Source organism: Sphingomonas sp. (assembly GCF_039594485.1).
Lineage (GTDB): Bacteria > Pseudomonadota > Alphaproteobacteria > Sphingomonadales > Sphingomonadaceae > Sphingomonas.
The window spans coordinates 187,876-202,658 of record NZ_JBCNNI010000001.1; the positions used below are offsets into that span (position 1 = coordinate 187,876).

Consider the following 14,783-nt stretch of genomic DNA (forward strand, 5'->3'; position numbering starts at 1 on the left):
CGCTCATGTCAGCGTGTATCCTTCGTCGCGTCGGCCATGGGCCATGCCTGTAGGCTAAGACGAGCCGACCCGCCGCGCGCGCTGGCGCTCCAACGCAGCTGGCCACCACCGCGAAAGAAGCGGTCGGTGATCGTCCGCGTACCATCAGCGGCATAGACTTCGAGGATCGACTGATCGGCCAGCACACGCAGCCGTACCCGCTTTCCTTTCATATCGACCGGGGCGATATGGCGGGCGGGGAAACCGTCATGGAAATGCGGCCCCGAGCGGGTGCGGTCGACGAACAGCTCATCCACGCCAGGATTGACGCCGATCAGCGTCTGATATCCCTGTTCGTCGGTCAGCGCGATCGTAACCTGATCCGCGCTGCCGGTGTCCAGATCGACCATAAGGTCGGCCGAGCCGCCCGCGATCGGCAGGTCTAACGGCGTTTCCCCGAGCGTCGCGGTAAAGTCCTGGCGCGTGCCGCGCAGCCGCTCGACCTCTCGCACCGGTGCCTGAGCGAGACGATAGCCTAGCGGTGTCTTCCAGAGCGTCACCTCGCGCGGTACGGTCATCAATCCGCGCGCGGGCCAGGTCGGGATCGCCTCGGCATAACGCCAGTCATTTGCCCAGCCGATCCAGATGCGACGGGGATCGTCCTTGGGCAGATCGTTCCAGGACACGGCCGCATAGAAGTCCGCGCCATAGTCCATCCACTGCGCATCGCTCGGCCAGCCCGCCACAAGGGTAAAGCGTGTGCCGTCGAAATCCCCGACGAAATACTGACCGCCCGAACCACCGCCAATCGCATTGTCGCCCAGGTTGATGCTGAGCACCCAGCGCCTTTCGCCGGGCGCCCCGCCCTGGACCGGCAGTTCGAACAGGTCGGGGCATTCCCAGTTCTTGCCGTGCCCGCCCGCAGGACCAAAGCTGCTGGCGAAGCGCCATTGCTTCAGGTCGGGCGAGGTGAAGAGGACCGCCCGGTTCTCCAGCGCCATCACCGCCACCATCACCCAGCGCTTGGTGGCCGCGTGCCAGAAGACCTTGGGGTCACGAAATTCGGGCGAACCGACGCTCAGCACCTCGCCATGGACCGTCCAGCTCCGCCCACGATCATTGCTATAGGCGAGATACTGGGATTGCAGCTTCGCCTTGGGGTTGTGGCCGGTATAGATCGCGATCAAGGGCGGCTTGCCGTTCCGGCCGAACCCGGTCGTGTTGTTCCAGTCGACGACCGCGCTTCCCGAAAAGGCCATGATGTCGGCGGTTTCGGGAATGGCGACCGGCAGTTCCTCCCAATGGACCAGGTCGCGGCTGACCGCATGGCCCCAACTCATATGGCCCCAGCGATCGCCATGCGGGTTATATTGGTAGAACAGGTGATACTCGCCGTCATAATAGACGAGCCCATTCGGATCGTTCATCCAGTTGCGCTGCGGCGCGAAGTGGAAGGCCGGACGCGGGTCGGGCCGCTGTGCCGACGCGCCGGTCGCCAGAACAGCCCCGGCCATGGCGAGCAGGGTCATGGTCTTCATGCCGCCCTGCCCTGCAGGTTCATGTCCTCCAGCGCGACGCCATTGGTTTCCGGCATGACCCGGATCGTCCAGATCAACTGCAACAGCATCATCGCGCCGAAGAAAGCGAAGACCCATCCGCCGACCGCGCTTGCGACGATCGGGAACAGCCAGGTGATCGCCGCCGCCGCGACCCAATGGGTGGTCGAGCCCAGCGCCTGCCCCTTGCCGCGCACCGTGCTGGGGAAAACCTCGGAAATGAACACCCAGATCACCGCGCCCTGGCTGATCGCGAAGGCGGCGATGAAGGCGAGCAATCCGCCCAGGATCAACGTCCCGTTGGGAGCGCTGCGCTCAAGCTGCCATCCGACCAGCAGCAGCGCGGCGGCGCAGACGATCGAGCCGACGAACAATAGCGGCTTGCGCCCGAACCGGTCGATGAAGAACAGCGCCGCGACCGTGAAAAGCAGATTGGTGCCACCGACCGCGATCGACTGGAGCAGCGCACTGTCCGCTCCCGCGCCCGCCAGTTCGAAGATACGTGGCGCATAATAGAGCAGCGCGTTGATGCCCGAGAGCTGATTGAACAGCGCGATGGCGATCGCACAGGCGACCGGGAAGCTGTACGCCGTCGTGAACAGCCGAGCGTCGGCCTGCCCCGCGTCGCGGTGTTCCGCCGCCTCGATCCGCACCAGTTCGGCCTGCGGATCGACAAAGCCCAGCCGGGTCATCACCGCCGCCGCCCTGGCCCGGTCGCCCTTTACGGCAAGCCAGCGCGGGCTTTCGGGCAGGACGAAAGTCACCGCAAGGAAGAGTGCCGACGGTACCGCGACGATCCCGAACATCCATCGCCATGCGGCCTCAGGCGGCAGCGCCTGCGCGATCAGATAGTTGCTGAGGAACGCGATGAGGATGCCGAGCACGATGTTGAGCTGGTTCATCGCGACCAGACGGCCGCGGAACTTCGCGGGCGAGACTTCGGCGATATAGATCGGGGTCACCACCGATGCCGCGCCGATGGCAAGACCACCCAGGAACCGGAAGCCGATCAGGATCGGCCAGCTTTCCGCCAGCGCGGTGCCGAGCGACGACACGACATAGGCGATCGCGACCGACAGCATGATGGCCTTGCGGCCATAACGGTCCGCGGGTGCGCCCGTGACCAGCGAACCGATGACGGTGCCGATCAACGCCGAGGCGACGGTGAAACCCAGCGACGCATCGGTCAGCGCAAACCGCGCCTGCAAGGCCTGGGTAGCGCCGGAGATCACGGCGGTATCGAACCCGAACAGCAAACCGCCAAGCGCCGCCCCGGCCGCGCTCAATATGATCGCGACGGTCGCCCGCGCATCGTCTCCATCGTGCCGGATACCCGGCGTCGCGATGCTATGCATCGACTGTCTCCTCGATCGTCTGAAAGGGTTCTACCGAACGCCAGTGCGTCGGCCATTGATGGGGCGCACTGCGACAGGCGAGCGCCAGCACGCCGGTCAGCCCCGCCGAGGCTCCCGCGCTCGGCACGATGATATCGTCGTCCATCGCAACGGCCTGCATCTCTGCTGGCCTCGTGATCGCGATCCACGCGCCCGCGAGGGTGCGCCCGTCCCGATCGGTGACGGCGCAGGAAGACTTGGTAGCTCCGGCCCCCGTGCCACCTTGCAATAGTGGATCGATCACGAACCGCCCCCTGGAGGGCCTGATCCCAGCATATCCCTCGCCACGCACCCATCTCCCGTTCTCGCCGCTTTACCCGGTCGCCATGACTAAATCTACAAATGTGATTTAGTGGGTCAAGGACGGTTCACGCTGGCAGCGCAAGGACCTGCCGAACTATCATTTTGTCGCTGCCGCGAACGGATATCGGCCTTTCCTCATTCACGCTTAAACAAGCTAGTGAGATCAGGCGAATATTGCGCATGTAAAGGAAGCAGGCCCGCCCCGATCGCAGTCGCCCGCTTTCCCAGCGCTCCGATACGAAGGTCCGGCGGGAAGAAATCCGGTGGGGCATTGACCGCCAGATGAGTCTCCACCGCCGCTCCGATATCGGCGAGTTCGCCAGCCTCCAGGCATCCGTCTAGAATCACCGCCTCGAGATCGAGCAGGCTGTTCGCCCCCGCAATCGCAAAGGCCAGCGCCTGCGCGCAACGGTCGCGCCACGCCGCCAGTTTCGCAGGTGTTGCCGCGCGGTCGCGATCATAAAGCGATGCGTGATGGATCAGCGCGTCGCGACGACCTTCGGCCATCACCGGCATCGATGCCAAGGCACCCGCATTGCCGTGCCGCCCCTGAAAGACCTGCCCACCCAATACCAGCCCTCCGCCGACAAAGGTGCCGAGATGGATCAGCAGATAATTCTGGAGATACACCCCCGCCCCGCAGAGCAGATGCGCCAATGCCGCGGCATTGCCGTCATTGTCGAAAAAGGTCGGCCAGTTCAGCCCGGCGCGCAATTGGTCGGCGACATCGGCGCGCCGCCATTCCTCCGCCTGCTGTTCCGAAATGCCCAACTCGTCGCGCCACTCGCCGAGGAACCATGGCATGGCGATGCCGATGCCCAAGAAGGTCCGCGCCTCGCGCATCAGTGCTGGTAACTGCTCCTCCAGGAAGCGATCGATGCGCTCAATGGCGAGATCTATCGTCGGAAAGGTGCCGGTGTAACATTGCAGCGCCTGTTGCTGTCCGTCGAAGTCGAGCAGCACCATCGTCATCGCCTCACGGCCGATCTCGACGCCAACCGTATAGCCCCGCGCGCCGTTGATGCGGTACACCGTCGCGGGCTGGCCCATTCCCCCGGTCCGCTTTTCGGCCTGGAACAGCATGGCTTCGCTTTCCAACTCGTCGATGATCCGCGCAACGGCCTGCGCGGACAGGCCCGTCACGCGCGCCAACTCGGCCTTCGACGCGCCGTTCATCCGCCTTATGGCCGACAGGATCAATCGCTCATTATAGCGCCGCATCCCCCTCGCATTCGTGCCCTTGCGCGCCATGTGCATGCGCCGATCCGCTCCCATATCGGTTCTCGTTTTCCCGCAGAATCTACACCAAGACCGACGCAAGACCAGGGTTGGCACCTTCGACGCGATGCGGACGACCGCACCCGGCCGCCAAACATGGCCGGGATTGGTGCTTTGACAACCGCCCGAACCGACTTATCCTTGGATGTCGGCGGCGCGCCCTCCAGGCACGAGAGTCCCGAGCGCAGGACCGCAGTTCGCCATGCCATTGGATATGACGATGACCTATCTGAAACTCTTCGCTTCCAGCGGCGCGCTCGCATGTTTCGCGGCGGCGATCTCCACGCCGGCCGCTTCGCAGACGGCTCAGCCATCGCAAGACGCAGTGGACCGACAGATTGCCCGTGTCGGCGCGGATGCGCAGACCGTTGGGGAGCTGCAAACCGGTATCGCGAGCGCCTGCGCGATCCAGCCCTGGCAACTTATCCTGCGCTCGACCGGGCCAAGGGGGATTCGCATCGAGGCATCCCCCACCCTTTCCCGCCTGAAGCTGCGCTGCGCCTTTGCCGTCGTAGACAATAGCCGCTTTTACGTCGCCAATCCCAAACGCGAACGCCCTTAAATCCCGTAGCCAGAAATTATGCTGCACCTGCTAGCGCGGCTGTCCCATTTTCGATCAGTTTGCGAAATGGCCGCTAAATTGGCGGCGGATCACATCGAATAAATTCCTGATTTCTCGACCATAATTTGACCAAAAATGCGTTTGTTTCTTCGGTGAGACAATTGAGGCCTTGCCCTCCTGTCCCGATGACGCCCCTTCATTGTTGAGTTATCAAAAATCTCTGCATCGACACGTTCTCTTTTTTTGAGACGGCGAGGCGCCACAATTTCCCGGGGGGGCTTTTGGATGGATGTTGCGCACGTCCATGAGCTGGCTGATGCCATGACGACGCCGACGGTCTGGTCTAACCGCCGACGGATACGTCGTCGCTGCTATATGGCGTTGCTGGCGATCGACGCGGGGGCGCTGGCGGCTGGGTTTTCGTTCGCCAATCTCCTGCGTTTCGGCGACATTGCCGATCCACAGGGTCTTGGCCTGTTCGCGATCACCTTTGCCCTCTACCTGATGTGCGCCGGACGCGCCTATCATGCCGATATTCTGTGCGAATGGATCCGTGCCATCCCCTCGGCCTTGATGGGATTGACGATCAGCGCCCTGATCATCGTGCTCACCGCCTTTTGCCTGCACAGTTCCACCGACATCTCGCGCATCGTCTTCGTGGCGGGGATCGTGACCAGTACGATCCTGCTTGTGCTGGGCCGCGCGGCACTTGGACATACGGCCCGAGCCCTTTTGGGCGGCAGCGCGATCACCGAAGTTCTGTTCGTCGATGGCGATGAAGGCGGCGTGCGCTATCCCGAAACCGTAAGGCGCCTGGATGGCGGCCCGATCGGCCGCAAGCTGGCCGGCAACAATCCAGAGGCGCTGGACGAACTGGCCCGCACGCTCGACGGCGTCGACCGGGTCGTGGTGACCTGTCCGCCGGAGCGTCGCGGCACCTGGGCGATGATGCTGAAAGGGTGCAACATCCGGGCGGAAATCGTCATTCCCGAGCTGGACCGGATCGGTGTCCTCGGGTCGTCGCACTTCCATGGCATATCGACCATGCTGATCTCGACCGGGCCTTTGCGGACGCGGGACCAGATCGTGAAGCGCGGGCTCGACCTGGCGATCGTCATTCCGATGATCCTCCTGTTCCTGCCACTGCTGACCCTGATCCCCCTTCTCATCCGGCTGGACAGCCCGGGGCCGGTGCTGTTCGTGCAGAAGCGCATCGGGCTGAACAACCGCCTGTTCTCGGTGTACAAATTCCGAAGCATGTACACGGATCGATGCGATGCGAACGGCAACACCTCCGCGGGCCGCACCGACAACCGGATCACCCGCGTCGGCCGCTTCATCCGTGCAACCAGCGTCGACGAACTGCCGCAACTGCTAAATATCCTTGGCGGCAGCATGAGCTTCGTCGGTCCACGTCCCCATGCGCTGGGTTCGCTCGCCGGGCAGCAGCTATTCTGGGAAGTCGACGCCCGCTACTGGCATCGCCATGTGTGCAAGCCCGGCCTCACCGGCCTAGCCCAGGTTCGTGGCTTTCGCGGTGCGACCCATCGTCGCGAAGACCTGATCAATCGCCTCCAGGCCGATCTGGAATATGTGAACGGCTGGAGTATCTGGCGTGATCTCTGGATTTTGCTGACCACGGTACGGGTCGTCGTCCACCCGAATGCCTATTGAGCATGAGCGGTCCTCCCCTTTCATTCCGCGATCCGTCGGACGGACGCATCGCTCGCCCGCGACGCGGGCTGTCCGCGTATCCTGTTGAGAGAGTATCGACCATGGCCCCTTCGCTGCGTCTATGTTGGAAGGCCGCAATGCTGGCGATATGGGCATGGACCGGCGCGATAGCGCATGCCAAGAGCGTGACCGGCACCGCGCCACCCGCCACACAGGGCGAAGGCGCAAAGATCGCCAGTCCCGACAGCTATCGTCTGGGCACGGCGGACAAGGTCCGTATCATCGTGTTCAATGAACCGACCTTGTCGGGGGAGTTTATCGTGGGCGACGGCGGCCAATTGTCATTGCCGTTGATCGGCGACGTCGCGGCGACGGGGCGCAGCGCCGGCGAGGTGACGGCCGAAATCCAGCGCCGTCTGGCCGATGGCTATCTGCGCGATCCGCGCGTCAGCATGGACGTGCTGACCTATCGTCCCTTCTACATCCTGGGCGAAGTCAGCAAGCCGGGCGAATATCCCTATGCCAGCGGGCTGACCGTGATGAACGCCGTCGCGCGTGCGGAGGGCTTCACCTACCGCGCGAACAAGAAAAAGGTCTTCATCAAGCATGCGGGTGAAGCCGAGGAAAAGGAAGTGAAGCTGAGTGCCGACGTGACCGTCGCACCGGGCGACACGATCCGCATCGGCGAACGGTATTTCTGATGCGGATATCTGATCATCAGCGGGGCCTTGGCCCAGACGCGCCGCAGACCAGCAACGAGGAGCGAGAAACCATGAGAAAGACGATGGTGAAGACGATCGCGGCTGGCGTCGCCGGCCTGATCGGAACGGCATTGGGCGCGCAGGCGACGGCAATGTTCGCCGCAGGCCAGACCGCCCCCGTCCAAAGCTCCACGCCCGATCCGCAGGCGGTCGCGAACCTGATCGCCGCGATCGAGACGCAGCTCGCCTCGGTTCCGACCGATGGCAGCATCGACGCCTATCAGGGCGCGATCGCCTTTGCGGTCGATCAGGCACAGGCGCCCGCCAATGTCGTACTGGCGGCCCTGCAGGCGCTTCAACGGGCACGACCGAACGCCAGCCGCGCGCTGACTGCCGCGCTGGGCAGCATGATCGGCAATTATCAGAGCCTGGCCGGAACGAGCGGTACTGGCGGCACGACCGCCAACGCCGCGCCTGTCACGCAGCAATCGGTCACGTCCCAAGGTGTCGCACCCGCCCTGAGTACCGGTCCTACGGTCAGCGGAGGCGGCTCCAATAACTATTCGCGGCCGACGTCCTGATCAGGGGCGCGGCCGACAGGCTCAGGGAACGGGGGATATGATGTTCCGCAGAACCAATATGGCGGCGCTGGCCCTTTGGGGCGGACTGTCCGCTCTTCCGTCGGCGGCGGCCGCCCAGACGATCACGGCAAGCGTCTTCGACACCATCGTCCCGTTCGATTATAATCGCGGGCGCAACGAAAGCGTCCTGGATCGTCCTCGCACCGCCTTCGATCCGATCGGGCTGAAGGCGGGCTCGTTCACGGTCCTGCCCAGCCTGGCCACGAGCGTGGGCTTCAACAGCAACGTCTACCAGGTGCCGACCGAAAAGACCTCGGACGGCTTCGTCCTGATCGCGCCGTCGGTACGCGCGGTTTCGGACTGGTCGGTACACAGCCTGTCAGTCGACGCATCGGCCGGTCTAAAACGTTTCTCTTCGGCCGCGCCGCGCAACGAAGATGCCTGGTCGCTCGGCACCGATGGTCGGATCGATGTCGACGCCGACGATTTCCTGTCGCTGGGCGTCCGAACTTCGCGGATCTACGAAAGCCAGTTTTCCGGGGCGTCGCTGAACAATATCCGGTCGTCGGTACCGGCCCAGGTCACGACCTTCCGCGGGTCGAGCGAAAGCCGCCTGTCGCGCGTGCGCCTTGTCTTTTCGGGCGATCATTCGGTCTTCGATTACCAGCCGGTCACCAATTTCAGCAATGTCGTGATCGCGCAGACTGACCGCAATCGCGACATCACGCGTGCGATCGGTCACGTCGAATATGGATTGATGCCCGATGCGGGCCTGTTCGTGCAGGTCGTCGGCGTCCGCACCCATTACAAGACGCCGCTGGCGACCGGCGCGCCGAACCGCAACTCGCGCGATCTGCGGATCCTGACCGGCATCAGCCTGGATATTTCCGCACTCGTCCGTGGCAGCGTGGGCGTCGGCTACACTGACCGCAATTACGACTCGCCCGTCTACAGGAACATCGGGGGCCTGTCCGTCAACGCGCGGCTGGAATATTTCCCGTCCAAGATGACCACCGTGTCGCTGGCCGCCCGTCGCGAGGTGGAGGACGCCGTGATTGCGACCACCAGCGGATACTTCAACAACGGCGTCACGCTGCGTATCGACCATGAATTGCTGCGCAACCTGCTGCTGAACGCAGCCGTCGATTATGAGCGCGACGTGTTCATCGGCATCGACGGTCGCGCGACGATCCTGCGGACGACAGGTGGCGCGCGCTACATGGTCAACAATCTCATCGGGCTCGACGCATCCGTCGGCTATTCCCGCCGGTCGAGCAACAGCGTGGCAACCGGCCCCAGCCTGGACGAAATGCGCGGATTGCTGGGCATCATCATTCACCGCTGATCGCTCGACAGTAGGCTTAAAGGACAAAGACGACATGGACGCGATAGCAACCGGCCCGCTTCGCCCTTCACAAAATGGCCAGGGACCAGCGGACGGCGACACACTGTCCTCCGCCATTCACGGCGCGCTGGGCATCGTCAGGCGACGCTGGCGGACGATGGCGCTGATCGCGGCGGTCATCTTCGCGGCCGCGATCGCCATCGTGTTCATGATGACGCCGCGTTTCGAAGCCGCCGCGCGTGTCCGTATCGATCCGTCGCGAAGCGCCGCGATGGGCCAGTTGAGCGACCAGCCTGTGGGCATGCCCGACCAGTCGATCGTCGATACCGAAGTCGGCGTGATGCGCTCGATCGAGATCGCACGGGCCGTCGTGCGCAAGCTGAACCTGTTTGACGACAAGGAGTTCACTGCCGGGCTTTCCATGCCCGCCAAACCCACCGAAGCGCAGCGGGAGGACATGGAAAACCAGGTGGCGGCGCGTCTGCTCAGGGCGATGACCGCCGAGCGCGAGAAATCAACCTATATCGTCGAGATCGCCATCGAGTCGACCAATGCCGACAAGGCGGCACGGATCGCCAATGCGTGGGCGGACCAGTATATCGAATATACCGTCGGACGCCGCTCCGGCACCGCAGAACGCCAGGGTCGCTTTCTCGACGAACGGCTGCGCACCCTGAGCGGCCAGGCGGCAGAGGCGGATCAGCAACTGGCCCAGTACCGGGCCCAGGCGGGGATCGTCGATGTCGCTTCAGGCGCGCAATCGGTCACCGATCAGCAGATCGCTCCGCTGGCGTCACAGCTTGCGACGGCGGAGTCGGAAGCTGCGGCGGCGCGTTCCAAGCTGGCGATCGCCCGTGCCCAGATCCGGGGCGGCGGTATCGACGCAGTTTCGGCGGTCCTCAACTCGGAAGTGATCCGCAATTTGCGGGCGCAGCGCGCGCAACTCGCCGCGGAGCAGGGCGAGATCGCAACCCGCTATGGCCCGCGCCACCCCGAATCCATCAAGATCGCCCAGCAGATCGAAGCACAGGACAAGCAGATCGCCGAGGAGGCCAACCGGGTCGTCGGTGGCCTGGAGAGCGAAGCGAATGCCGCCTCCGCCCGCGCCGCAAGCCTGCGTTCCGACCTGTCGCGGCTGCGTTCGCAGCAATCGGCCGACATCCGCTCCTCGGCTCAGGCCGAAACGCTGAAGCGCAAGGCCGAAATCTCCCGCGACAATTACAACCGCATCGCAACGCAGGCGCAGTCGGTCAACCAGATGGCCAGCAGTTCGCTCAGCCAGGCGCAGATCATCGAGGCGGCCACCCCGCCCGCGCGGCCCAGCAAGCCCAAGCGCGGCCAGTTGCTCGCGGCAGGGCTGTTGTTCGCGCTGGTCGCGGGGATCGGCGTAGGTGGTGCGCAGGAGTTGCTGACCTCCGGCTTGCGGACCGTTGCCGATGTACGCCGACTGGGGTTCGACGTGGCGGCATCGATCCCGCGAGTCCGGTCGAGCCAGGGACTCGCGGCCGACCAGGTCAATATTCGTCCGATGGGTTTCTTCGCCGAAGCGTTCCGAGGCTTGCGGCGCTATTTGTCGCTCGGCGATGCGCAGGCACACAGGGTCATCGCCATCACCTCAACTTTGCCCGACGAAGGCAAGACGACGTCCTCTCTGTCATTGGCACGGGTCATGGCGCTGGCGGGGGAGCGCGTTCTCTTGATCGACGCCGATATCCGCCGGGCGACGATCGCCGATATCGCAGGCTTCTCGCCGACCATGGGCCTGGTCGAGGTGCTGCGCGGCGAGGCCACGCTGGATCAGGCGATCGTGACCGAGGCGGGCAGCGTGGTCGATATCCTGCCGGTCGCCAAGTCCACGTTCACGCCCGAGGATCTGTTCAGCAATGCGGCGATGGCACCATTGCTGGATCTGGCGCGCGAGCGTTATGATCATGTGGTGATCGACACCCCGCCGCTGTTGGGTGTGGCCGACGCGCGCGTCATCGTGACTTATGCCGATGCCGTAATGCTCGCGGTCAAGTGGAACGCGACGCCCCGAAATGCCGTGAAGACGGCGCTGGACATATTGCGGCACGACAAGGCGAATATTGTCGGCGCGATCTACACGATGGTCGATGCCTCGTCCGAGATCTACGGCGCTCTCTATTACTCGCGTAAATACGCCAAATATTACACGCCCGAGGAATGAGTGGCCCGCCTCTGGAGCGCCGCCCCGGGCGGATGGCCCGCCTGGGTGTGGGCTGTATCCTCAGCGGTGCGCTCGGGCTGTCCTTCTACAATCTTGGCCACGAATGGGCGATCGCAAGGGCTGGGGGCTTGGCCGCTGGAGCGACCCGGTGGACCGATCCCCCACCGCCCGCCGCGATCCCCCCGCGCGCTGCGCTCGCCTATGGAGCATTGGCAACGCGGCTTGCGGCGGAAACCGCAGACCCGGCGGCGCGCGGTCGCTATCTCGATCTTGCCGATCGGTATCTGACGCCGCTCGAGACCGCACGCTCGCACTGGGGCCAGTTCTGCGCGGCCGATATTTTCCGGCAGCTAGTGCGTTACGGCGCGACGGCACACCCGACGATCGCCGCCCTGGACCGGAGCTTTGACTGCGCGCCCTATCTCGATACGGCCTCCACATGGCGGCTTCGTGTCGGGCTTGAGGCCTGGCCGCGACTGCCGGTCCGCGTGCGGAATGCCGTCATGATGGAGGCGTCATGGATGGGTTCTCTGTCCGCTCGGCAGTCCATCCTCATCCGCAGCATCGTTGGTTTCGCGCCGGACAAGCTGCGCGCATATCACCGTGCCCAGCAGCGGTTTAACGAGGCACGGGCACGTTCAACGGTCGCCGTCGTCGGCGCGCCGTAACGCCTGCCCCCACAACATCGCAACGAGCACCGTAGTCGTCGCGATGACGACTGGTACGTCAAGCGCAATATCAGTCCATCCGCAGATCACCGAGAGCAGGGCCGCCGCCAGCATGCCCAGAGACAAGGGCCTGCCCCGATTGCCGTTCCTACCGTTCTGGACGACCACCCATGGCGCATAAAACCGGCTGACTGGCGACAGAAGTGCGGCCACGAGGACTATCAGCAGCATGGCATAGGGAAGGCCGCCGGTCATGAACAGTCGCAGCGCCCAATTATGAGGCGAGTGAATATACCAGAAGTTGGCGGCTGAAAAAGGATCGCGCATCGCCAGCATGTTGAGTTGGTCGAAAGACAAAAGCCCATAGCCGGTCATCAACGCGGGCTGGATCGCAAACCAGTAATGCGCCCAGATCATATGGCGATCGGTGATGTCCGCCTCCGCGCGATAAACGCGATCCAGCGTCGCATCGCCGATCATCACCACAAGTAACATGATGGCCAACAGAATGAGGCCGATCAGCGCCGCGCGACCACGCTTTCGCTCTGCCCGAATCGGCGTCGCCGCAACCATCAGGACCGCCAGTACCAGGGTTGCGATCAGGGCGGTGCGCGACCCGCTGATCGCACAGCTTCCCAGGCCGATGACCGCCGCCAGCGCCGAACAGGCCACGCTGGCCCAGCGCGGATTGACCGGATCGATCCGGCCCAAGCCATCCATCGCATAACCCGTCGCCAACAGCACCAGCATTCCCGACAGGCAGCCATGGGCATTGGCATTGAGCATCGTCCCCGAAAAACGGTCGGCATGAAGACCCTTGGACAGACCCCACACGCTGCCCGCATCGATCTGGCGCAGGACCAGGCCGATGATGATAGCCACCGTACCGAAGGCGATCATCCAGCCGAGCGCACGCCGGATCATGCCATAACGATAGCCGAGCCAGCCTGCCGCCAATAGAAGTGCAAAGCCGCCCATGACGCGGACCAGACCGGACAACGCAAGGTCGGGCACCAGTTGCAGCCGCGCGCGAGCGGGCCAGAATCCGGGCCACACCACCGGCTGGGCAAGCCAGGCCAGGATCGCCATCATCAGGGCGATAACCGGCCAAGCCCTTCGCCAGAAGCGACTATCCGGCATCAGCATCGGCAGGAAGAACAAGGTTAGCAGGATTTCTCCGCTCGCCGCCATTGCCGCCAACAGGGCGCCGTCCACGCCCAGCGCCAATTGTTCAGCGAACAGGAGCAGAGGCAGCAAGAGGGCCGCCAGACCCGCCTCTTTCGAATCCAATGCCGTCGTCGCGCGTTCCACCCCAGTCCCTCCCAGCCCAGGACGCGTGCGAGCGTCGATCAGGCGGCGCGTGTTTCCAGCCCTTGCAGCACGCGGTGATCGCGCCACAATTTGCCGAGCAGCGTAGCCGCACCGAACGGCTCCACCAAGGCTGCAACGCCATCGGGCGTGATCTCACCTGTCTCAATCGCGCGATATGTGTCGATCAGACGCCGGGCGTGAAGCCGTGTCTGCTCCTCGCCACGCGGGATGAGATAGCCGCTGACGCCATCGCGAACCACCACTTCAAGCTGCGGCAGGTGCAGGGCGACGACCGGCCGACCAACGGTCAGGCTTTCCATCACGACGCGCGGCATGCCTTCAAAATCCGATGTGAGGATGCAGATATGCATGTCACCCAGCAGTTCGGCGATTTCCTCGCTGGTCTTGCGCCCATGACGGGTGGTGATGTCCCGGATCGGGGCGAATTCCGGGAACGCCTCAGGATCGCCGTCGCCGACATAATGGAAGCGAACCTGATCGGACAACTTATGGGCCTCGGCGATCGTCGCGAACATCAGGTCGGGGCGCTTGAACAGGTCGAGCCGCCCCGTGAAGATCACGTTGATCGGCCCATCCATACGGAACGGCCGCCGCCGAAAGATATTGGGGTTCGCCCATGTCGGCAGCGTACCGAGCTTGTGGGCATGACGTGGGTAGGTCGCCTTCAGCCGGTCGGTCAGATCCTGATTGACGCAGTAGAAGGCCCCGGCCTGCCGGACCGAGAAGCGCTCTGCCGCGACCTTGACCCACCAGAATCGCTTCAGGAGCGAACTCATCGCCTTGTCCTTGGTCGCACCGTCATGCAGCATCTGAACACTGCGCACACCGAAAAGCGCCGGCAGGATGGACAATTCGATGCGGCGCAAATCGAGCGTGTAGCGACCCTTCTTCAGGATGCGCCGGATCTTCGCGTAATGGCGCAGCACCCCCATCATGAGCTGCAACAGCACGGCCTTGAAGAAACCGCCGCTGGGCACGCTGCTCACATCATCGGGGATATGCACGACGGGCATGAAGTCGATCTCGCGCCCGCGCACCGTCACCCGATGAACCTTGCCGAGTTCCAGGTCACCGAACCCGTCGACCCCGATCAGCATGATGCCCATGTCCTCGGGATGCAGGTTGATATAGTCGCGGACGAAGGTTTCGATGCCGCCAACCTTCACCCCCCGCGGATCGATCGGATGGATCAGGGCTACACGATAGCGCTTGTCGGTCATCA

General features: G+C 63.8%; 13 protein-coding genes. 7 read left to right on the top strand and 6 right to left on the bottom strand.

What is annotated here, in order from left to right:
* Positions 1–8: 8 nt before the first annotated feature.
* From ABDV78_RS00915 to ABDV78_RS00930, 4 genes are all read right to left on the bottom strand, one after another.
* Complete coding sequence (locus ABDV78_RS00915; RefSeq protein WP_343525272.1) at positions 9–1,517, bottom strand: glycoside hydrolase family 32 protein; 1,509 nt, start codon at positions 1,515–1,517, stop codon at positions 9–11.
* Complete coding sequence (locus tag ABDV78_RS00920) at positions 1,514–2,890, bottom strand: sugar porter family MFS transporter (protein ID WP_343525273.1); 1,377 nt, start codon at positions 2,888–2,890, stop codon at positions 1,514–1,516. The genes ABDV78_RS00915 and ABDV78_RS00920 overlap by 4 nt, the downstream gene beginning before the upstream one ends.
* Complete coding sequence (locus ABDV78_RS00925) at positions 2,883–3,035, bottom strand: hypothetical protein (RefSeq protein ID WP_343525274.1); 153 nt, start codon at positions 3,033–3,035, stop codon at positions 2,883–2,885. The genes ABDV78_RS00920 and ABDV78_RS00925 overlap by 8 nt, the downstream gene beginning before the upstream one ends.
* Before the next feature lie 332 nt (positions 3,036–3,367).
* Positions 3,368–4,453 carry an ROK family transcriptional regulator gene (locus tag ABDV78_RS00930; protein WP_343525275.1) on the bottom strand — a complete coding sequence of 362 codons (1,086 nt, stop codon included), beginning with the start codon at positions 4,451–4,453 and terminating at the stop codon, positions 3,368–3,370.
* Positions 4,454–4,724: 271 nt separating this feature from the next.
* Here ABDV78_RS00930 and ABDV78_RS00935 point away from each other — a divergent pair, with 271 nt between their 5' ends.
* The 7 genes from ABDV78_RS00935 (at position 4,725) to ABDV78_RS00965 (ending at position 12,229) form a co-directional block, all read left to right on the top strand.
* On the top strand, positions 4,725–5,072 hold the full coding sequence (locus tag ABDV78_RS00935) for a hypothetical protein (protein ID WP_343525276.1): 348 nt from the start codon (positions 4,725–4,727) through the stop codon (positions 5,070–5,072).
* Between the two features lie 321 nt (positions 5,073–5,393).
* Positions 5,394–6,746 (top strand): exopolysaccharide biosynthesis polyprenyl glycosylphosphotransferase, encoded by a 1,353-nt coding sequence (locus ABDV78_RS00940; protein ID WP_343525277.1) that lies wholly within the window; start codon positions 5,394–5,396, stop codon positions 6,744–6,746.
* A 137-nt stretch (positions 6,747–6,883) separates the two neighbouring features.
* Positions 6,884–7,447, top strand: a complete 564-nt coding sequence (locus tag ABDV78_RS00945; protein WP_343525278.1) for a polysaccharide biosynthesis/export family protein — start codon at positions 6,884–6,886, stop codon at positions 7,445–7,447.
* A 71-nt stretch (positions 7,448–7,518) separates the two neighbouring features.
* Complete coding sequence (locus tag ABDV78_RS00950; protein WP_343525279.1) at positions 7,519–8,028, top strand: hypothetical protein; 510 nt, start codon at positions 7,519–7,521, stop codon at positions 8,026–8,028.
* A gap of 37 nt (positions 8,029–8,065) precedes the next feature.
* Positions 8,066–9,373, top strand: a complete 1,308-nt coding sequence (locus ABDV78_RS00955) for an outer membrane beta-barrel protein (RefSeq protein WP_343525280.1) — start codon at positions 8,066–8,068, stop codon at positions 9,371–9,373.
* A 34-nt stretch (positions 9,374–9,407) separates the two neighbouring features.
* Positions 9,408–11,561 carry a polysaccharide biosynthesis tyrosine autokinase gene (locus ABDV78_RS00960; protein ID WP_343525281.1) on the top strand — a complete coding sequence of 718 codons (2,154 nt, stop codon included), beginning with the start codon at positions 9,408–9,410 and terminating at the stop codon, positions 11,559–11,561.
* Positions 11,558–12,229 (top strand): hypothetical protein, encoded by a 672-nt coding sequence (locus tag ABDV78_RS00965; RefSeq protein ID WP_343525282.1) that lies wholly within the window; start codon positions 11,558–11,560, stop codon positions 12,227–12,229. The genes ABDV78_RS00960 and ABDV78_RS00965 overlap by 4 nt, the downstream gene beginning before the upstream one ends.
* On the opposite strand, the gene ABDV78_RS00970 is transcribed toward ABDV78_RS00965, so the two are convergent.
* Both ABDV78_RS00970 and ABDV78_RS00975 read right to left on the bottom strand, forming a co-directional pair.
* Complete coding sequence (locus tag ABDV78_RS00970; RefSeq protein ID WP_343525283.1) at positions 12,200–13,627, bottom strand: O-antigen ligase family protein; 1,428 nt, start codon at positions 13,625–13,627, stop codon at positions 12,200–12,202. The two genes, ABDV78_RS00965 and ABDV78_RS00970, sit on opposite strands and share 30 nt — an antisense overlap.
* Positions 13,579–14,781 (bottom strand): glycosyltransferase family 4 protein, encoded by a 1,203-nt coding sequence (locus ABDV78_RS00975; RefSeq protein ID WP_343525284.1) that lies wholly within the window; start codon positions 14,779–14,781, stop codon positions 13,579–13,581. Before ABDV78_RS00975 ends, ABDV78_RS00970 begins: the two co-directional genes overlap by 49 nt.
* Positions 14,782–14,783 lie beyond the last annotated feature (2 nt).